At 61.9% G+C, this 19,298-nt stretch carries 14 protein-coding genes; 8 read left to right on the top strand and 6 right to left on the bottom strand.

The genetic code is table 11. The features are described from left to right. Nucleotides 1-304: 304 nt before the first annotated feature. Nucleotides 305-742, bottom strand: coding sequence for a hypothetical protein (locus ACZ6YA_RS25575; RefSeq protein ID WP_465900494.1), 438 nt, complete (start codon nt 740-742; stop codon nt 305-307). Here ACZ6YA_RS25575 and trmL point away from each other — a divergent pair. Then, nucleotides 741-1,202 (top strand): tRNA (uridine(34)/cytosine(34)/5-carboxymethylaminomethyluridine(34)-2'-O)-methyltransferase TrmL, encoded by a 462-nt coding sequence (gene trmL / locus ACZ6YA_RS25570; protein WP_008093177.1) that lies wholly within the window; start codon nt 741-743, stop codon nt 1,200-1,202. The two genes, ACZ6YA_RS25575 and trmL, sit on opposite strands and share 2 nt — an antisense overlap. A gap of 148 nt (nt 1,203-1,350) precedes the next feature. Here the strand turns inward: trmL and secB are convergent, their stop codons facing one another. Genes secB through ACZ6YA_RS25555 form a run of 3 tightly spaced genes read right to left on the bottom strand, consistent with a single transcriptional unit; the run spans nt 1,351 to nt 2,545 of the window. Next, on the bottom strand, nt 1,351-1,836 hold the full coding sequence (gene secB / locus ACZ6YA_RS25565) for a protein-export chaperone SecB (RefSeq protein ID WP_401079394.1): 486 nt from the start codon (nt 1,834-1,836) through the stop codon (nt 1,351-1,353). Nucleotides 1,837-1,875: 39 nt separating this feature from the next. Continuing rightward, the gene (gene grxC, locus ACZ6YA_RS25560; RefSeq protein ID WP_003249204.1) at nt 1,876-2,130 is read right to left on the bottom strand and encodes a glutaredoxin 3; all 255 of its coding nucleotides are present in this window, start codon (nt 2,128-2,130) and stop codon (nt 1,876-1,878) included. Between the two features lies 1 nt (nt 2,131). Further along, nucleotides 2,132-2,545: a rhodanese-like domain-containing protein gene (locus tag ACZ6YA_RS25555; RefSeq protein WP_465900491.1), complete on the bottom strand. Its 414-nt coding sequence runs from the start codon at nt 2,543-2,545 to the stop codon at nt 2,132-2,134. 206 nt (nt 2,546-2,751) lie between these two features. Here ACZ6YA_RS25555 and gpmI point away from each other — a divergent pair, with 206 nt between their 5' ends. From gpmI to ACZ6YA_RS25535, 4 genes are all read left to right on the top strand, one after another. Further along, nucleotides 2,752-4,287 (top strand): 2,3-bisphosphoglycerate-independent phosphoglycerate mutase, encoded by a 1,536-nt coding sequence (gene gpmI, locus ACZ6YA_RS25550; RefSeq protein ID WP_465900489.1) that lies wholly within the window; start codon nt 2,752-2,754, stop codon nt 4,285-4,287. Nucleotides 4,288-4,395: 108 nt separating this feature from the next. Next, entirely contained in the window at nt 4,396-5,685 is a 1,290-nt protein-coding gene (locus ACZ6YA_RS25545; protein WP_465900487.1) for a murein hydrolase activator EnvC family protein, read from the top strand. An 85-nt stretch (nt 5,686-5,770) separates the two neighbouring features. Continuing rightward, a complete protein-coding gene (locus tag ACZ6YA_RS25540; protein WP_465900485.1) occupies nt 5,771-7,102 on the top strand; it encodes a S41 family peptidase in 1,332 nt (443 codons plus the stop codon). An 8-nt stretch (nt 7,103-7,110) separates the two neighbouring features. Continuing rightward, nucleotides 7,111-7,878, top strand: coding sequence for a divergent polysaccharide deacetylase family protein (locus ACZ6YA_RS25535; protein WP_465900483.1), 768 nt, complete (start codon nt 7,111-7,113; stop codon nt 7,876-7,878). Between the two features lie 18 nt (nt 7,879-7,896). Here ACZ6YA_RS25535 and ACZ6YA_RS25530 read toward each other — a convergent pair whose 3' ends face one another. Beyond that, a complete protein-coding gene (locus tag ACZ6YA_RS25530) occupies nt 7,897-12,579 on the bottom strand; it encodes a dermonecrotic toxin domain-containing protein (RefSeq protein ID WP_465900481.1) in 4,683 nt (1,560 codons plus the stop codon). A gap of 127 nt (nt 12,580-12,706) precedes the next feature. Continuing rightward, nucleotides 12,707-14,710, bottom strand: coding sequence for a BCCT family transporter (locus tag ACZ6YA_RS25525; RefSeq protein WP_465900479.1), 2,004 nt, complete (start codon nt 14,708-14,710; stop codon nt 12,707-12,709). A gap of 478 nt (nt 14,711-15,188) precedes the next feature. Between ACZ6YA_RS25525 and betI the strand changes: the two genes are divergently transcribed. From betI to betA, 3 genes are all read left to right on the top strand, one after another. Continuing rightward, a complete protein-coding gene (betI, locus tag ACZ6YA_RS25520; protein ID WP_465900477.1) occupies nt 15,189-15,845 on the top strand; it encodes a transcriptional regulator BetI in 657 nt (218 codons plus the stop codon). A gap of 38 nt (nt 15,846-15,883) precedes the next feature. After that, nucleotides 15,884-17,356, top strand: a complete 1,473-nt coding sequence (gene betB, locus ACZ6YA_RS25515; RefSeq protein ID WP_465900475.1) for a betaine-aldehyde dehydrogenase — start codon at nt 15,884-15,886, stop codon at nt 17,354-17,356. A 78-nt stretch (nt 17,357-17,434) separates the two neighbouring features. Then, nucleotides 17,435-19,132, top strand: coding sequence for a choline dehydrogenase (gene betA, locus ACZ6YA_RS25510; RefSeq protein WP_465900473.1), 1,698 nt, complete (start codon nt 17,435-17,437; stop codon nt 19,130-19,132). Nucleotides 19,133-19,298: the final 166 nt, after the last annotated feature.

Here is a 19,298-nt window from a genome sequence, read left to right as displayed (position 1 = left end):
CCTTGCAGAGTACTTGTGGGAGCGGGCTTGCCCGCGAATGCTCAAGGGCAACGCGGTACCTGACTCATGCACCGAAGCTGTGCCCTCTGCACCGCCCCAAGGCACAAATCCCCTCGAATCACGGCCAAAACGTCCTGAAACCCAATATTTCCGGGCATTTCAAAACTGGCACGCCACCTGCAATAAGTACTGTATCTCCAGTTTTGGGGGCCTCGGTACAGGCAGGCCGGGTGAACCCCTCTTTTATTCGTAGTCGTGCAAGTTTTGGGGACCCTGGTACAGGCAGGCCGGGACATCCCCTCTTTTATTCGTGCAGCCTCACCTGCACCCGCCACCGTCCAGCGTCCTCTGCACCGGCCCACTCGCCGTGCAGGGGACGGGCGGCAACCACGGTCAGCAACAACCCTTCCTCACTCTTCTGCAATCGCCAGCCCACCGGTTTGCCCTGCAGGCTCAACTGTCCGCGCTGGGCCTTGCCCTCAGCCTGAAACAGCAGCGCGACAGTACCCTCGACATTCTCGCCATGCAGCTTCGGCTCGTCGTTGAACCACAGGTCCAGCCCATCCTGCACCACCTCCACCTGCTCAAGCACGCGCACTTCAGGTGTAGTCAGGCGACCGATCATCAGGCCGACCATCACCCCGACGATCGCCAGCGACAACATCACACGTGGCAAGCCCTTCGAACGCGACTCGGGTTCGGGGGTAGAATGTTCACCATCTTCATGCTTGGAGCCGTGCATGTTTCACGTCATCCTCTTTCAACCTGAAATTCCGCCGAATACCGGCAACATCATTCGCCTCTGCGCCAACAGCGGTTGCGACCTGCACCTGATCGAGCCAATCAGCTTCGAGCTGGACGACAAACGGCTGCGCCGCGCGGGGCTGGATTACCACGAGTATGCCACGCTCAAGCGCCATGAAAGCCTGGCCGGATGCCTGGAAAGCCTCGGCAACCCGCGCCTGTTCGCCTTCACCACCAAAGGCTCGCACCCTTTCCATGAAGTCGCTTACCAGCCCGGCGATGCCTTCCTGTTCGGGCCAGAAAGCCGTGGCCTGCCGGCCGAGGTGCTGGACAGCCTGCCGGCCGAACAGCGCCTGCGCCTGCCGATGCGGCCAGGCTGCCGCAGCTTGAACCTGTCCAACACTGTGGCGGTGACGGTGTATGAGGCGTGGCGCCAGCAGGGTTTTGCCGGTAGCTGATGCATTGACTGTACCGGCCTCTTCGCGGGGCAAGCCCGCTCCCACAGAGGCCTGCGCGGTACCTGTGGGAGCGGGCTTGCCCCGCGAAGAGGCCGGTACAGGCAACAAAAAAGCGCCCCGAAAGGCGCTTTCTTGATACAGGCAGCTATTACTGCACGGTCGGCGCTTCGCCGGCTTCCTGCATGCGCTGCATTTCTTGCGCGTACAGGGCGTCGAAGTTGACCGGCGACAGCATCAGGGCCGGGAACGAACCACGGGTTACCAGGCTGTCCAGGGTCTCGCGGGCGTACGGGAACAGGATGTTCGGGCAGAACGCACCGAGGGTATGGCTCATCGAAGCCGCATCGAGGTTCTTGATCAGGAAGATACCGGCCTGTTGAACTTCAGCGATGAAGGCCACTTCGTCACCGTTCTTGACGGTCACCGAAAGGGTCAGCACCACTTCGTGGAAGTCGCCTTCCAGGGCTTTCTGCTTGGTGTTCAGGTCCAGGCCTACGCTCGGCTCCCAGGTCTGACGGAAGATCTGCGGGCTTTTCGGGGCCTCGAACGACAGGTCGCGCACGTAGATGCGCTGCATGGAGAACTGAGGGCTGGTGTCTTCGGCGGCGGCGCCGTTGGTCTGTTGGTCAGTCATGGCAGATCCTTATCCTAATGTTTTTGAATGCAGTGCAAATCAGGCCGCCAGCAGCGCGTCGAGCTTGCCGGCGCGCTCCAGGGCATAGAGGTCATCGCAGCCACCGACGTGGGTACTGCCGATCCAGATCTGCGGCACCGAAGTACGGCCGGCCTTCTGGCTCATTTCGGCACGGACCTGCGGTTTGCCGTCGACCTTGATTTCCTCGAAGGCCACGCCCTTGCTCTCGAGCAGGTACTTGGCGCGCATGCAGTAGGGGCAGTAGTCGCTGGAGTAGACGATGACGGGCTTCATATCACTTCACCAGGGGCAGGTTATCGGCTTTCCAGCTGGAAACGCCACCGCTCAGCTTGGCGGCGGTGTAACCGGCCTTGAGCAGCTCGCGGCAGTGGCTGCCGGACTGCTGGCCCATCGCGTCGACGACGATCAGGGTCTTCTCTTTGTGCTTGTCCAGCTCGCTCATGCGCGCGGCCAGCTTGTCTTGCGGAATGTTGATCGCGCCGACGATGTGACCGGCGGCATACTCCTTGGCGGTACGGATATCGACCACCAGGCCCTTGTCGGCGTTGACCAGGGCGGTCAGCTGGCCATTGCTCAGGCTCTGGCCGCCCCGTTTGAGTTCATTGAGCAGCAGCAGGACCAGCAGAACAACGAAGATCGCAACCAGGATGTAGTGATCTGTCGCGAATTGAATCAGGTGAGCAACCATCAGCGGTGTTCCAGGCGATTGAAAATGCCGGCCAGTATACACAGCCCCCCAGTGCCACCAAAGCCCGACGGGCCGGTAGCAAAGGTACCTTCATGTTGCCGCAAGCGCCGCGCTGGTCAGTCAATAGGACGAATATTCGCCGCACATGGCGCATTTGCCCTAAAATGCGTGTCTTTATCATCTTTGAACAACCGTGAGTTTGATTGATGACGAGTACGCCCAAACCCCTGGTCCTGATCATCCTGGATGGATTCGGCCACAGCGAAAGCCCCGAATACAACGCCATCTATTCCGCCAACACCCCGGTCTATGACCGCCTGCGCGCCACTCAGCCGAATGGCTTGATTTCAGGCTCCGGGATGGATGTCGGCCTGCCGGACGGGCAGATGGGCAACTCCGAAGTCGGTCACATGAACCTCGGCGCTGGCCGTGTCGTCTACCAGGACTTCACCCGCGTGACCAAGGCCATCCGCGATGGCGAGTTCCTCTCCAACCCGGTACTGACCGGCGCGGTCGACAAGGCTGCCGGTGCCGGCAAGGCCGTGCACATCCTCGGCCTGCTCTCCGACGGTGGCGTGCACAGCCACCAGGACCACCTGATCGCCATGGCCGAACTGGCTGCGCAACGTGGTGCCGAGAAGATCTACCTGCATGCCTTCCTCGACGGCCGCGATACTCCGCCGCGCAGCGCGCAGTCCTCCATCGAACTGCTCGATGCAACGTTCACCAAGCTGGGTAAAGGCCGCATCGCCAGCCTCATCGGCCGCTACTTCGCCATGGACCGCGACAACCGCTGGGACCGCGTCAGCGCTGCCTACAACCTGATCGTCGACAGCGTTGCCGACTACACCGCAGAAACCGCCCGGGCGGGCCTGGAAGCCGCTTACGCCCGTGAAGAGAACGACGAGTTCGTCAAAGCCACGCGCATCGGCGAAGCGGTCAAGGTCGAAGACGGCGATGCCGTGATCTTCATGAACTTCCGTGCCGACCGTGCCCGCGAGCTGTCGCGAGCCTTTGTCGAGCCGAACTTCAACGAATTCCCCCGTGAGCGCCTGCCGAAGATGGCCGCCTACATCGGCCTGACCCAATACTCGGCGAAAATCCCGGCACCGGCGGCCTTTGCGCCTTCCAGCCTGGACAACGTCCTCGGCGAATACCTGGCCAAGCACGGCAAGACCCAGCTGCGCATCGCCGAGACCGAAAAGTACGCCCACGTCACCTTCTTCTTCTCCGGCGGGCGTGAAGAGCCGTTCGAAGGCGAAGAGCGCATCCTGATTCCGTCGCCGAAAGTCGCCACCTATGACCTGCAGCCGGAGATGAACGCGCCGGAAGTCACCGACCGCATCGTCGAAGCCATCGAGCAGCAGCGTTACGACGTGATCGTGGTCAACTACGCCAACGGCGATATGGTCGGCCACACCGGCGTGTTCGAGGCTGCAGTCAAGGCTGTCGAAGCGTTGGATACCTGCGTCGGGCGCATCGTCGAGGCCCTGGAAAAGGTCGACGGCGAAGCGCTGATCACCGCCGACCACGGCAACGTCGAGCAAATGGAAGACGCGTGCACCGGCCAGGCGCACACCGCCCACACCACTGAGCCAGTGCCGTTCATCTATGTCGGCAAGCGCAAGGTCAAGGTCCGTGAGGGCGGCGTACTGGCCGACGTGGCACCGACCATGCTCAAGCTGCTGGGCCTGGAAAAGCCTGCCGAAATGACCGGTACGTCGATCCTCGTCGAAGCCTGATAGCAGCAATTCCAGACAAACGCCCCACCGCATCTGCCGTGGGGCGTTTTTTTTGCCGCCCCAGGCGGGCATACTAGGCCAGTCTCCATCCTTGGTACGCCAGACCTCATGCTTCGCGCCCTGATCCTCCTAGCCCTGTCTTGCCTGCTCAGCCCGGCCTTCGCCGACGAGCGCGTGCAGACCCAGCAACAACTGGACGCCACCCGCCAGGACATCGCCGAGCTCAAGAAGACGCTGGGCAAGCTCCAGGAAGAAAAGGCCGGTGTGCAAAAGGACCTCAAGTCCACCGAAACCGATATCGGTAACCTGGAGAAGCAGGTGGAGGCCCTGCAACAAGAACTAAAAAAGACCGAGGGCGATCTGGAGCGCCTTGATACCGAGAAAAAAAAACTCCAGAGCTCACGCGTTGAACAGCAGCGCTTGATCGCCATCCAGGCGCGTTCCGCTTACCAGAACAATGGTCGCGAGGAATACCTCAAGCTGCTCCTCAACCAGCAGAACCCCGAGAAATTCGCCCGCACACTCAGCTATTACGATTACCTGAGCAAGGCACGCATGGAGCAACTGCGGGCCTTCAACGAGACCCTGCGCCAGCTGGCCAATGTCGAGCAGGACATCTCCCGCCAGCAAGAACAGTTGCTGGCCCAGCGCGCCGACCTCGACAGCCGACGCCAAGCGCTTGAAGCCGAACGCGGCAAGCGCCAGCAGGTGCTGGCCAAGCTCAACAGCGACGTGAAAGACCGCGGCCAGAAGCTGCAGGCCCGCGAACAGGACCAGGCCGACCTGGCCAAGGTGCTCAAGACCATCGAGGAAACCCTGGCCCGCCAGGCCCGCGAAGCCGAAGAGGCCCGCCAGAAAGCCCTGCTTGCCCAGCAGGAGGCCGAGAAGCGCCGGCAGCAGGAAGCGCTGGCCAAACGCGAAGAACCCTCCGAGCCGCCAAAAAAGGCCCGTACAACCCTCGGCCCGTTGGTTTCCAGCGACAGTGCCAGCTACGGCGGCGCTTTTTCTGCCGCACGGGGAAAACTTCCTTGGCCGGTCAATGGTCGACTACTGGCACGCTTCGGCGATGCCCGTGGCAGCGATGCCCGGGCGAAGTGGGACGGGGTGATGATCAGCGCCAACCCCGGTACTCAGGTGCGCGCCGTACACGGCGGGCGCGTGGTGTTCGCCGACTGGTTGCGCGGTGCTGGACTTCTGGTCATTCTCGACCATGGTAATGGTTACCTGAGCCTCTACGGCCACAACCAGAGCCTGCTCAAGAGCGCTGGAGACATCGTCAAGGCCGGCGAGGCCATTTCCACCGTTGGCGACAGCGGCGGCCAGGATGCCGCAGGCTTGTACTTCGCCATTCGCCAGCAGGGCCGGCCCACCGACCCTTCGCAGTGGTGCCGAGGTTAAGGCTCAGTTCACTTTTACGGCGTAGCGCCAGGCGCTGCACCGATGCTCCCACGGGAGCGCCTACAGGATCAGGAGTTCGTTCGACATGCTGCACTCGCCTCGTCTCACCCAGCTGGCCCTGACCATCGCCCTGGCGGTCGGCGCGCCCTTGGCCCTCGCCGCCGAGCCGGCGCCAGCCAAGACAGCCAAGCCTGCGGCGGTGCCGGCCACCGAAGTGACCGCCAAGGCGCCGCTGCCGCTGGAAGAGCTGCGCACCTTCGCCGAGGTCATGGACCGCATCAAGGCGGCCTATGTCGAACCTGTGGACGACAAGACCCTGCTGGAAAACGCCATCAAGGGCATGCTCAGCAACCTCGACCCGCATTCGGCCTACCTCGGCCCCGAGGACTTCCAAGAGCTGCAGGAAAGTACCAGCGGCGAGTTCGGCGGCCTTGGCATCGAAGTGGGTCAGGAAGACGGCTTCATCAAGGTGGTCTCGCCCATCGATGACACCCCGGCGTCGCGTGCCGGCGTGCAGGCGGGCGACCTGATCGTCAAGATCAACGGCGCCCCGACCCGTGGCCAGACCATGACCGAAGCCGTGGACAAGATGCGCGGCAAGGTCGGTGAAAAAATCACCCTGACCTTGGTCCGCGATGGCGGCAACCCCTTCGACGTGACCCTCGCCCGCGCGGTGATCCAGGTCAAGAGCGTGAAGAGCCAGCTGCTGGAAAACGACTACGGTTACATTCGCATCACCCAGTTCCAGGTCAAGACCGGTGACGAAGTAGGCAAAGCACTGGCCAAGATGCGCAAAGACAACGGCAAGAAGCTGCGCGGGGTCGTCCTCGATTTGCGCAACAACCCAGGCGGCGTGCTGCAATCGGCGGTAGAAGTGGCCGACCACTTCCTGACCAAAGGCCTGATCGTCTACACCAAGGGCCGCATCGCCAACTCCGAACTGCGCTTCTCCGCCGACTCGGCCGACGCCAGTGAAGGCGTGCCACTGGTGGTGCTGATCAACGGCGGCAGCGCCTCGGCCTCGGAAATCGTCGCCGGCGCCCTGCAGGACCAGAAACGCGCCGTGCTGATGGGCACCGACAGCTTCGGCAAAGGTTCGGTACAAACCGTGCTGCCGCTGGCCAACGACCGCGCATTGAAGCTCACCACCGCGCTGTACTTTACCCCTAACGGCCGCTCGATCCAGGCCCAGGGTATCGTTCCCGATATCGAAGTGCGCCCAGCCAAGCTGACCGCCGAAGTCGACACCGACAACTTCAAGGAAGCCGACCTGCAAGGCCACCTGGGCAACGGCAACGGCGGCGCCGACCGCCCGACCGGCAGCAGCAAGCGCAAGGAACGGCCTCAGGACGATGACTTCCAGCTGAGTCAGGCCCTGAGCCTGCTCAAGGGCTTGAACATCACCTCGGGCAAATGATCCATCCCATGCGTTACCTGCTGTGTCTGTTGTTCTGCCTGATGACCGGTGTCGCCCAAGCGGCGCCGGACAACAAGGTCTACCTGAGCATCATCATCGACGACCTGGGCCAAAGCACCGAGCGCGACAGCCGCACCCTGGCCCTGCCAGGCCCGGTGACCATGGCGATCATGCCAGACACCCCGCATGCCAGCGATTTCGCCCGCCAGGCGCACAAGGCTGGCAAGACGGTCATCCTGCACATGCCCATGGACCCCGCCACTGGCTCCTATGCCTGGCACCCCGGCACACCCATCGCAGAGCTGGCGCAACGCCTGGATGCGGCGCTGGCCAAAGTGCCGTATGCCGCTGGCATCAACAACCACATGGGCAGCCGCATGACGGCACAGCGTGAGCCCATGACCTGGTTGATGGGCGAGCTGCAGCGGCGCCACCTGTTCTTCGTCGACAGCCGCACCAGTGCGGCGACCGTTGCGGCGGCACAAGCGCAGGCACAGGGGCTGGCGCATGTATCGCGGGACGTGTTCCTGGACGACGTGCGCACCCTCGAGGCCATCAACGGCCAGTTGCAGCAAGGCATCGCCCTGGCCCGCAAGCAAGGCACAGCGGTGCTGATCGGTCATCCCTACCCGCAAACACTCGAGGTGCTGGCACGCGAATTACCCCGTCTCCAAAGCCAAGGCATCATGCTGATCAACCTGCAACAGATGATCGCCCAACGGGGTAATCAGGCGATGCCGGCACATGGCAAGCAGGGCCGCTACAGCAACCGCTGACCCAGCCCTCACTTGGCTTCAGAACGGAATGATGCCTTCCGCCTGCTTGAGCCTCAGCCTGCCACGGTGAACCCGTGCGCCCTCGTCTTCGCGTCCACTGCGACGCCGTTGGGACCACTTTTTAAGGTGCCCGACGTTAAAATCACGCGGCAGTGAATCAGCTGACGGCATATGGAAATGGACCGCCCACAAGGGGCGTCCCTTCAAGTCGCCCGGGTTGGCCAGGCGGATGATCTTGTACTCATCGAACGTGCTGCCGTTTGCCATGACCCGCCTGGGGGAGACGTATTCGGCCTTGATCAAGCCTCTCGCGTGCATGAACAGCAAACCGTCGGGATAGGGGTAGTGTGTATTGGTATAGAGCTTGATCATTTTCAATTCCTTTTGCGAGCGCAGCTTGTCCAGCTCCTCTTCCAAACGCTTGACCAGTGCATCGGGCAAACTCGCCTCGCCCTGCACACCGATAGCGCGGCGAAGTTTGTCGATGTGCCTGTCGAACAGCCGGGCCAGCTTGCGCCCCCTTAAATCATTCTTGATAAAGTCATCCGCCCGCGCCAACAGGTCATCGCTTTTCTCGACCAACGTTTGAACCCTCATGGCTGCGTCATCCATGACATCATCGTCCAACGGGGCGGTCGGTTCAGGGGGGTCTTGGCGCTCTTGCCAGATGCCGTCATGGAGCTCGTAGACGGAACGCACCTCATTGCTCACGGGGTCCAGGACCTGCAGAATCTCCTGCCCGTTCTCCTGCACCTGAGTGGCGATGACGATCAGCCCATCAGCCGTATACAGCACCTGCTGGTGCTGCACCATGGGCGGGTATGGCTGACGTTCCGGTTGCGGGTTTGCGCTCTCCTGCGCCTCGATGGCCCGGACCAGCCGCTGCCCGGCATCAAGTTTGAGCAACTCGACATGTGCGCGATAACGCTGCAGCCAGCGGATATCGACCTCGGCGCCGCCGCTGCTTTCAATGGCCGTACTGTTGACCAGCGCAGCCGCATACTCGTCCCACGCTTCCTGAAGGATGGAAATCCGATCGTCCACAGACACATTGGCGAAGGAAAGCTCGCCGTGGGCACTGGCAGCGGCCAGCAGCGACTTGCCCGCCAGGCTTTCCCTAAGATCAGTAATCCGTGCATGACCCACAGGGGCATCCATGTGCAGTGCCAGATCCGTCAGATTCAGGACGTGGTGGACGCGCAGCTGAACCGTACTGTAATTGCGCAATCCTATGATCTGGTCCACGGTAGGGCCCTGACCCGGGGTGTCGGCTTCAACCACCAAGCTACCAGGCGCATCTGTCAGCAGCAGGTCAAAGTGTGCTTCCGCTACCAACATGCGCTCTTGATAGGCGACCACGTGCTCAAGCGCCTGACGATACTCGGCGTACGCGTCTTTGACAGTCCCAAGCACTTGGCCCGCAATCTTGGCCCTCAGCCTTTCCAGACGAGAATAATCGACCAGTTCGGTAAGTTGGACGAGCATGATGTCGGTATTCCTGATCATGCTAACCAGATTGATCGCCTTCATGGCTTCCAGCGATTGCAGCTGCGTTACATTGCGATAACGGCTGTATTTGTCTTCAAGCAAGGTGTTCAGTAGGGTGAACAGTTCCTTGTCATACGAGAGGGTCTGCTCAAGAATTTCCGCGGATTGGATGTCCAGTTGCTTTGCGACGCCCGTCAATGCTGAAATTTTCTCGTCCCATAGCCCAAGTAGCCCCTCATCATCCTGATTGACCTTCTGGTTCTGCGCAGTGCGCGCGCGGCCATCAAGCCGGGCCTGCACAGCCCCCCTGAGGTTGTGAAAACTGATGAACTTGTTGTTGCTCTCGACCTTCTGATCAACGACCGCGTTATAGGCAGCCGTCGAAGTCCGGGCTTGCTCAGCAATGACATTGGCTTGCTTGAACATACTGTCGAATTTCGCTTTCAGGCGGCTGGCCAATGTGTCACGCGGCATCCCCGCCCTCAGCCGCAGCGCGCTGTCCAAGCGCCACTCACCGTGTTCGTACTTCAGCCAAGGCCCCTGTAACCCGCCTTCACTCACCACCCGCACACCGCCAGGCAACGTTTCGACACGATAACTGTCGCCCGCAAGCGCCGCGTAGTAGTGGCCATCCACACGATAAAGCCCCTGGCGGTCGCCACTGGCCAGCGGTTCATGACCTTGCAGCGACAGGCTGTAGCGCATGGCCCTCAAGGCAGCGCGCTGGGGAGCCGGCAGCCAGTTGACACCTTGGTTCGCACGCCAGGCGAAGTCCAGGCGCCGCCCTGCCCCGTCAGCGAAGGCGCCGCTGTCGTGCAACGTGCCAGCGTCCGCCGTGATAGCCACTTCGGCAAAGGCGCCCCGCTGCTCCGCCAGTCCCTCGAAGTGAGTCGCATGTGGCGAATGTGAACGGGGGCCGCTGAGCGATACCGGTTGCCGTACATGCAGCAACGCCATGCCAAGGTTCAGCAACAGGTTGGCGACTGCAGCACTGCGTGGCATCCCTTCTTCTTGCTCCATGACAGACAAGTCGTCCTCCAGGGTGCCGAGCAGTTGCAGCAGCCAGGCAGCACTGGCCACCGGCCCCCGTACCAGGACTGTCACGGTATCGAACAGCAGCCAAGCGAATTCGGCCAAAGACGCCCAGTAGCTCTCAGCATCAGAAGTGGATTGCAAATCCGCCAGTTCGACAAGCAGATCGCGGTTGGCTGTATAGAGCTTTTCGTCCAAATCCGCGAGCCAGAACTGGGTAACCACCGTCGGTGGCTTCGGTCGCTCAGGGAGGGCGTACGGATCGATGCCGATGCTGGCAACATGCGGCTCTTTGAAACCACCGTTTGCATAAATGTGCCGAACCGCGGGCTCGAGCCATTGGACGATGCTGTCCTGCAACAGCGTCGACTCACCGATATGCTCCAGCAATGCCTCGATACTGGGATACTGGCGGATGGCATCCTGTTGGAAGAGAGGGCGGTACAACAGCACCAACCGTGGCTCCGCGCAATACAGGACATACATGCAACGAACCCGATCCACATGCTGGGACTGCGGTTGTCGCTTGAACGCCAGCGGCATCATCGAGGCTCTGGGAGTGATCGGATCCAGCCGTCCTGCACAGAAGTCCACCACGCACTGCAGTCCCGCCTCCGTCAGTTTGCCATCGGCTTTCGCCTGCAGCGCGCTGAACACCATCGCACTGCGCCACTCACGTGCAAAGCGCTTCAACCGCTCAGGGCGCTTGTCTGCAGCATCCAATTCATCGGCCACATAACGGGGGTATCGGCCGCCAATGTCGGCTTCGGTCACGAGCGCCCTCACGGTGTCGGCGTTCAGCCAAAAGGGGCCGTCGCTGCCATCTTGGGGCTTGATACTTCGAATGGCGGCGCCCTTCAGCGAACTGAGATTGCCGATGGCAAACGCTGTCAGGGTCCTCTGGCTGAGCTCCACAGATTCTCCGCCGCCACTGCCAGCCGCTGCGCCTCCTGGCATGCCGCGTGCCAGGGCCAGCTCCAGCACAAGATCATCCACCGAGCCCTCGTAGCCGTGCTTCTGGCGCATCAACGCTGCCAACCGTTGACGGGTATAGCCGGTGAGGTCCTGTATGCCATCCAGGGACCCGACGCCATCGGCCTCCATTTGCTCGATGCCCAGTTGCAGCAGCGCTTGGCAATAAGCGAACGTGTCGCTGCCACGGCTGGCGACAAGCCCTGGAGGCGCTGGCACCTTCGAGGTATCGGTGATGAAACTGGCGAACCATTGGCCGGGGTCGCTTAATTGATCGAACACTTGCTCCAGCTGCATCAGGTCAGTGATCGGGGAGTAACGCAGCCGCTCGATCCGCTCAAGCTGGGTTTCCAGCAGCAGCCCAGCATACTGGGCGAAGACATTGCCCTCTATTGGGTACCGACTCCAGCCCATGCTGTCGAATGAATACCGCTGCACAAGCTCATTACGCAGGCCCTGGGAAAATGCCTGCAACGAGTCGAACGCACGCACGTCACCGGTGGGCTCACACCACAGCAACACTCGCTGCTCGTCCCATTCACCGCCCACCAGCAAACCGGCTTGAGTTTCAACCAGCGTGTCGGCCCCTGAACTCATCTGCACCTCGACCAGATAAACCTGGGGTTGCTCGCTGCCGCCGCGGAGCAATCCGCGCAAGCACGCTTGCTGATTCTTATCCAGTCCCTGCGCAGGCAGACCAAAGGCCAAGGCCGCCTTGAGCAGCCATTGCATCCACAGGTCACGGCTGACGCCAGCAGCGCCAAGCTGGCGCCAGTACTCGACTTGCGCCTCGCCAAACAGGGTCGGCAGCCGGCTCAGCAAATCGTTGAGTGGGCCGCTCAAACCAGAGGTCTGCCGTGTATCGAGTTGGCTGTGTGAACCGGCGAACCGATAGCTGCCGGTAAGCCCCAGGTTGTGATGACGCCCCTCCACAGGCTCGACATCCAGCGCGCTGCTGTCCAGCAGCGCACTCAATACATGATCGAGCAGCGGTTGCGTGGTCCAGTGATCTGTCCCGGGGGCCGGGCTGTCCAGCATCAAAGGGTCAGCAGAGCCCAGCGCCGGCTCTACCGCTGCCAACCACGGCAGTTCTTTTAACAGCACCTCAAGCAGATGCTTGCTGGCAACCTCCCGCAGCGTCGGGCGATCACTGAAATGCAAGGCAGCAGCGCTTTTGAAGTCGAACGGTGACGTATCTGGGGCGGGCATGTGCTTGGTTCTCTGGAAAGTGAACCAGCAAGGTCGCGCAAGCCCTTGCGCGGCAGGCGTTACATGTTGCTGGGCATAAAAAAACCCTGCTCACATCAGCAGGGTTTTTTTCGGTTGCAGCCGCAAATCAGCTGTACACACGCCCCAGCAACTGGCGATGGCTTTCGAACTGATCCAGCACATCACGCACGATCTGCTCCGGTGCAAAGCCCATCAGGTCGTACTCTTGGCTGCCGTCATGCAGGTAGACCTCGGCGCGGTAGAAGCGCTGACGGACTTCGGGCTCACCCTCGACCGGCGCTTCGCTTGGCGCGGCCATGTAGCCGTCCAGGCTCACCTCATAGACGAAGGGGTTGCCCTCCTCCATCATCACCCGCAGGCCCATGGTGTTGCGCGACTGGCCAACACGGCTTTCGACCTCGAAGCCCAGTGTCTGCAGCTGCGCGGCGGCTTCTTTGAGCGCCGGGCTGACCTGTTTGTCCATGAAACGCTGCACCACGGCCTGGGTTGGCTGCAGTTCCAGCTGGGTCAGGCGCTCGCTGAAGCCGCGGCGGCCACGGGCGGCCAGTTCGGCGCGCTCCTGCTCCACGGCCACGTCCTGCTTCATGGCCTTGTACAGGCCGAACATGAACAGCACCAGCACTACCGAGAACGGCAGGCCAGCCAGCACCACCATGGTCTGCATGGCTTCGAAGTTACCGGCGAACAGCAAGCCGATGGTGACCAGGGTGATGACCACCGACCAGAACACCACCATCCAGTGCGGGGCGTCTTCGTCGACCTTGCCGCCTTTACACGACAGGTTGGCCATCATCACTGCGCCAGAGTCGGCCGGGGTGAGGAACAGCACGAAGCCGACGAACACTGCCACACCAATCACGATCTTGGCGGCTGGGAAGTACTCCAGCAGCTGGTAGATCGACATCGACGGTTGTTCCAGAGCGGTCTTGCCCAACTCCACGGCGCCCTGGTTGATCACCAGGTCCAACGCGGTGTTGCCGAAGATCGACAGCCAGGCCAGGGTGAAGCCCAGCGGGATCAATAGCACGCCCATGACCAGCTGGCGCACGGTGCGGCCCTTGGAGATACGCGCAATGAACATGCCCACGAACGGGCCCCAGGAAATCCACCAGGCCCAGTAGAACACGGTCCACAGGCCCAGCCAGCGCTCGGACTTGCCCGCTTCGCCTTCATATACATAGAGGTCGAAGGTTTTCAGCACGATGCCGTTGAGGTAATCGCCGACGTTCTGCACGAAGCCGTTGAGCAGGTGCAGCGTTTCGCCGCCCAGCAAGACGAAGATCAACAGGCCGCTGAACAGGGCAATGTTCAGGTTGGACAGACGACGAATGCCGTTTTCCACACCCGACACCGCCGCCACGGTGGCCACGCCAGCCATGACCAGAATCACCACCAGCAGGTTGGTCTTGTTGTGGTCCATGCCGAACAGGTATTCCAGGCCCGACGACACTTGCATCGAACCGATACCCAGGTTGGTCACCAGACCCAGCAGGGTGACGAACATGCCGAAAATGTCCACGGCATTGCCGGCAGCGCCCTTGACCCAGCGCTCACCGACCAGCGGGTACAGCGCCGAGCGCAGGGCCAGCGGCTGGTTGTGGCGGTAGGCGAAGTAACCCACGGCCAGGCCGACCAGGGCATAGATCGCCCAGCCGTGCAGGCCCCAGTGCAGGAAGGTCAGCTGCAGGCCCTGGCGCGCGGCTTCGAGGCTGGCCGGGGTGCCTTCCGGTGGGTTGAAGTAATGGTCCAGCGGCTCGGAGGCGCCGAAGTACAGCAGCGAGATACCGATACCGGACGAGAACAGCATGCCGGCCCAGGCGCCGTAGCTGAAGTCCGGCTGGTCGTCCTTGCCGCCCAGCTTGAGGCTGCCGTAGTCGGAGAAGGCCAGGTAGACGACGAACACCAGGTAGCCGCAGATCACCAGCATGTAGTACCAGCCGAAGGTACGTGTCAGCCATTTCTGGGCAACGCCCAGCACCTGGCCGGCGGTTTCGGGTACAGCGATCAGCAAGGCAGTCAGAACGAGGATCATCAGCGCGGAGGTGTAAAACACCACGCGGTTGACCCGTACCCTCTCAGCGGGGGGTTTGGTAAGGGAGGCAGAACTCATTGCACGAATGCTCCGGGCAGGTACGGCAGTGGAGGCTAATCAGTCTTTCCCGAGCAATTGGTGCAATAGCCCCACTGCATCAGGTGTTATAAAAGCACCTAGGAAACCGTGATCCCGAATCGATACGTTGCAAAAAAACAGACAGGTGACCTGCTGAAAATGCCGCGCATCCACGTGAAGTGCGCGCATTCGTCACAGAGCTCCCCGCCCGCTCCAAGGGCCTGCCGCAGGTCGTCGACCGCTCGGCAGAATCTGTATTTCGCATCGCTGATGCCCGTCAACGCCTTGTATTCCGGGGGTTACACGATTTCCTGGGGTGTCAATCAGTGCCTTCGAAACAGCCTTGAAAACTGTCAATGGCACAAATTGTCGCAGAGCTTATTCTTTATTGATTGAACGTTCAATCAAAACAAAATAGACTGGTCCTCGCCGAGTCGGCCGCGTGTCGTCTGCTCGTGAGGCCTGAGGAGATAGCAAGATGCCCAAGGTCGGTATGCAACCCATCCGCCGCCAGCAGTTGATCGAAGCCACGTTGCAGGCGGTCGATCAGGTAGGCCTGGGGGATGCCAGCATTGCGCTGATTGCCCGTTTGGCCGGTGTGTCGAACGGCATCATCAGTCACTACTTTCGGGACAAGAACGGCCTGATCGCAGCGACGATGGGTTACATCATGAACATGCTCAACGAAGGCGTTAGAGCACGTCGCCAGGCCCTGACGGACGACAGCCCGCGCGCCCACCTGAAAGTGATCATCGAGGGCAACTTCGATGCCAGCCAGGTGAACGGCCCGGCGATGAAAACCTGGTTGGCCTTCTGGGCTTCCAGCATGCACCAGCCCGATTTGCACAGGTTGCAGCGGATCAACGATCACCGCCTTTACTCCAACCTGTGCTGCCAGTTCCGCCGCGCCCTGCCGCTTTACCATGCGCGCAAGGCAGCCCGCGGCCTGGCGGCCCTGATCGATGGCTTGTGGCTGCGTGGCGCCCTGTCGGGTGATGCATTCGACACCGACCAGGCGATACGGATTGCATACGAATACATGGATCTACAACTGGCTAAGCAGCACACCCTGGACACCACCGACCAGGCTGCTGAACAAGCGCGCATGGCCCTTGCCCACCCGGCAGGAGCGTGACACGCACGCCAACCACACACTGCACTTGCGAGGACACTATGGCCCGTTTCGGAACGCAAAAACTCTACATTGATGGCGCTTACGTCGACGCTGGCAGCGATGCCACTTTCGAAGCCATCAACCCGGCTACCGGCGAAGTCCTCGCCCACGTGCAACGTGCTACCGAGGCTGACGTCGAGAAAGCCGTCGAAAGCGCCGAGCGTGGCCAGAAAGTCTGGGCCGCGATGACCGCCATGCAGCGTTCGCGCATCCTGCGCCGCGCCGTCGACATCCTGCGCGAGCGCAACGACGAACTGGCCATGCTGGAAACCCTGGACACCGGCAAGTCGTACTCGGAAACCCGCTACGTCGACATCGTCACCGGCGCCGACGTGCTGGAATACTACGCAGGCCTGGTCCCGGCCATCGAAGGCGAGCAGATCCCGCTGCGCGAATCGTCCTTCGTCTACACCCGCCGCGAGCCGCTGGGCGTGACCGCCGGTATCGGCGCCTGGAACTACCCGATCCAGATCGCCCTGTGGAAATCCGCCCCGGCCCTGGCCGCTGGCAACGCGATGATCTTCAAGCCGTCGGAAGTCACTTCGCTGACCACCCTGAAGCTGGCCGAGATCTACACCGAAGCCGGCCTGCCGAACGGCGTGTTCAACGTCCTGACCGGCAGCGGCCGTGAAGTCGGCACCCTGCTGACCGAGCACCCGCGCATCGAGAAAGTCTCTTTCACCGGCGGCACCACCACCGGCAAGAAGGTCATGGCCAGCGCGTCGAGCTCCTCGCTCAAGGAAGTGACCATGGAACTGGGCGGCAAGTCGCCGCTGATCATCTGCGCCGACGCCGACCTGGACAAGGCGGCCGACATCGCCATGATGGCCAACTTCTACAGCTCCGGTCAGGTCTGCACCAACGGCACCCGCGTGTTCATCCCGGCTGAAATGAAGGCCGCCTTCGAAGCCAAGATCGCCGAGCGCGTTGCCCGCATCCGCGTTGGCAACCCGGAAGACGAGAACACCAACTTCGGCCCGCTGGTCAGCTTCCAGCACATGGAAAGCGTGCTGGGCTACATCGCCAAGGGCAAGGAAGAAGGTGCCCGGGTGCTGTGCGGTGGTGAGCGCCTGACCGAAGGTGACTTCGCCAAGGGCGCCTACGTCGCCCCGACCGTGTTCACCGATTGCACCGACGACATGACCATCGTCAAGGAAGAAATCTTCGGCCCGGTGATGAGCATCCTCAGCTACGAGACCGAAGAAGAAGTCATCCGCCGCGCCAACGACACCGAATACGGCCTGGCCGCTGGCGTGTGCACCAACGACATCAGCCGCGCCCACCGCATCATCCACCAGCTCGAAGCCGGCATCTGCTGGATCAACGCCTGGGGTGAATCGCCGGCGGAAATGCCGGTCGGTGGCTACAAGCAGTCGGGCGTTGGCCGTGAAAACGGCGTCAGCTCGCTGGCTCAATACACTCGCATCAAGTCGGTCCAGGTCGAGCTGGGCGGCTACAACTCGGTCTTCTAAGGCCCAGTCCAGCCACGCCCGTGCCGCCGTGCGCGGGCGTTTCCGCTCCCTGATCACCGCCAACACGAGGGTACTTCCATGTCCCAAGAATTCGATTACATCATCGTCGGCGCAGGCTCGGCCGGTAACACCCTGGCCACCCGCCTGACCGAAGACGCCAGCGTCACCGTTCTGCTGCTGGAAGCCGGTGGCCCCGACTACCGCTTCGACTTCCGCACCCAGATGCCGGCCGCCCTGGCCTTCCCGCTGCAAGGCCGCCGCTACAACTGGGCCTACGAGACCGACCCGGAGCCGCACATGGACGGCCGCCGCATGGAATGTGGCCGCGGCAAGGGCCTGGGCGGCTCTTCGCTGATCAACGGCATGTGCTACATCCGCGGTAACGCCATGGACTTCGACGGCTGGGCAGAACTGCCAGGCCTCGAGGACTGGACTTACCTCGACTGCCTGCCCTATTTCAGAAAAGCTGAAACTCGGGACATCGGCCCCAACGACTACCACGGCGGCGAAGGCCCGGTCAGCGTTGCCACGCCAAAAGCGGGCAACAACCCGCTGTTCCACGCCATGGTCGAGGCCGGCGTGCAGGCCGGTTACCCGCGCACCGAAGACCTCAACGGCTACCAGCAGGAAGGTTTCGGCCCGATGGACCGTTCGGTGACCAAGAAAGGTCGCCGCTCCAGCACCGCACGCGGTTACCTGGACCAGGCCAAGAAGCGCCCGAACCTGACCATCGTCACCCATGCCCTGAGCGACCGCGTGCTGTTCGACGGCAAGCGCGCCGTTGGCGTGACCTACCTGGTCGGCGACAGCGAAGAGCGCGTCGAAGCCCGCGCCCGCAAGGAAGTCATCGTCAGCTCCGGCGCCATCGCCTCGCCGCAACTGCTGCAGCGCTCCGGCGTTGGCCCACGTGCCCTGCTCGAAAGCCTCGACATCCCGGTCGTGCACGACCTGCCGGGCGTTGGTGAAAACCTGCAGGACCACCTGGAGCTGTACCTGCAGTACGCCTGCACCCAGCCGGTGTCGCTGTACCCGTCGCTGCTGTGGTGGAACCAGCCGGCCATCGGCGCCGAATGGCTGTTCAACGGCACCGGTATCGGCGCCAGCAACCAGTTCGAGGCCGGTGGTTTCATCCGCACCCGCCCTGAGTTCGAGTGGCCGAACATTCAGTACCACTTCCTGCCGGTGGCGATTAACTACAACGGCTCCAACGGCGTGAAGGAACACGGCTTCCAGGCGCACATGGGTTCTATGCGTTCGCCAAGCCGTGGCCGCATCCAGGCCAAGTCGAAGGACCCGCGCCAGCACCCGAGCATCCTGTTCAACTACATGGCCACCGAGCAGGACTGGCAGGAATTCCGCGACGGCATCCGCCTGACCCGCGAGATCATGGCGCAGCCGGCGCTGGACCCTTACCGCGGTCGCGAGATCAGCCCAGGCGCCGACGTGCAAACCGATGAGCAGTTGGACAAGTTCATCCGCGAGCACGCCGAAACCGCCTTCCACCCGTCCTGCTCGTGCAAGATGGGCACCGATGACATGGCGGTGGTCGATGGCGAAGGCCGCGTGCACGGCATGCAGGGCCTGCGGGTGGTGGATGCGTCGATCATGCCGATCATCATCACCGGCAACCTCAACGCCACCACGATCATGATCGCCGAGAAAATCTCGGACAAGATCCGCAACCGCAAGCCGCTGGCGCGCAGCACTGCCAAGTACTACAAGGCTGAAGGTGCGCCGGTCAAAGGCAAGCCGATGCGGGAAGTTAAACAGGGATAAATCTGTTTTGGCCCTTTCGCGGGGCAAGCCCGCTCCCACAGGTAGGTTGCAAGCCCAAGGGCAGCAGAGAACCTGTGGGAGCGGGCTTGTCCCGGGTACAAACCGAAGACATCGTTTACATTTCAAACCGGGGACATTGTTTACAGGCTAATACGCATGATCAGGA

The sequence above is a fragment of the Pseudomonas sp. NPDC090752 genome, assembly GCF_055584805.1.
Note: the sequence above shows the minus strand (reverse complement) of the source record. Positions and strands in the feature narration are given on the sequence as shown.

Bases quoted from the DNA above. Each gene is read 5' to 3' on its own strand.
- trmL (WP_008093177.1), top strand. From the start codon at position 741: ATGTTTCACGTCATCCTCTTTCAACCTGAAATTCCGCCGAATACCGGC.
- ACZ6YA_RS25575 (WP_465900494.1), bottom strand. From the start codon at position 742: ATGCACGGCTCCAAGCATGAAGATGGTGAACATTCTACCCCCGAACCC.
- secB (WP_401079394.1), bottom strand. From the start codon at position 1,836: ATGACTGACCAACAGACCAACGGCGCCGCCGCCGAAGACACCAGCCCT.
- grxC (WP_003249204.1), bottom strand. From the start codon at position 2,130: ATGAAGCCCGTCATCGTCTACTCCAGCGACTACTGCCCCTACTGCATG.
- ACZ6YA_RS25555 (WP_465900491.1), bottom strand. From the start codon at position 2,545: ATGGTTGCTCACCTGATTCAATTCGCGACAGATCACTACATCCTGGTT.
- gpmI (WP_465900489.1), top strand. From the start codon at position 2,752: ATGACGAGTACGCCCAAACCCCTGGTCCTGATCATCCTGGATGGATTC.
- ACZ6YA_RS25545 (WP_465900487.1), top strand. From the start codon at position 4,396: ATGCTTCGCGCCCTGATCCTCCTAGCCCTGTCTTGCCTGCTCAGCCCG.
- ACZ6YA_RS25540 (WP_465900485.1), top strand. From the start codon at position 5,771: ATGCTGCACTCGCCTCGTCTCACCCAGCTGGCCCTGACCATCGCCCTG.
- ACZ6YA_RS25535 (WP_465900483.1), top strand. From the start codon at position 7,111: ATGCGTTACCTGCTGTGTCTGTTGTTCTGCCTGATGACCGGTGTCGCC.
- ACZ6YA_RS25530 (WP_465900481.1), bottom strand. From the start codon at position 12,579: ATGCCCGCCCCAGATACGTCACCGTTCGACTTCAAAAGCGCTGCTGCC.
- ACZ6YA_RS25525 (WP_465900479.1), bottom strand. From the start codon at position 14,710: ATGAGTTCTGCCTCCCTTACCAAACCCCCCGCTGAGAGGGTACGGGTC.
- betI (WP_465900477.1), top strand. From the start codon at position 15,189: ATGCCCAAGGTCGGTATGCAACCCATCCGCCGCCAGCAGTTGATCGAA.
- betB (WP_465900475.1), top strand. From the start codon at position 15,884: ATGGCCCGTTTCGGAACGCAAAAACTCTACATTGATGGCGCTTACGTC.
- betA (WP_465900473.1), top strand. From the start codon at position 17,435: ATGTCCCAAGAATTCGATTACATCATCGTCGGCGCAGGCTCGGCCGGT.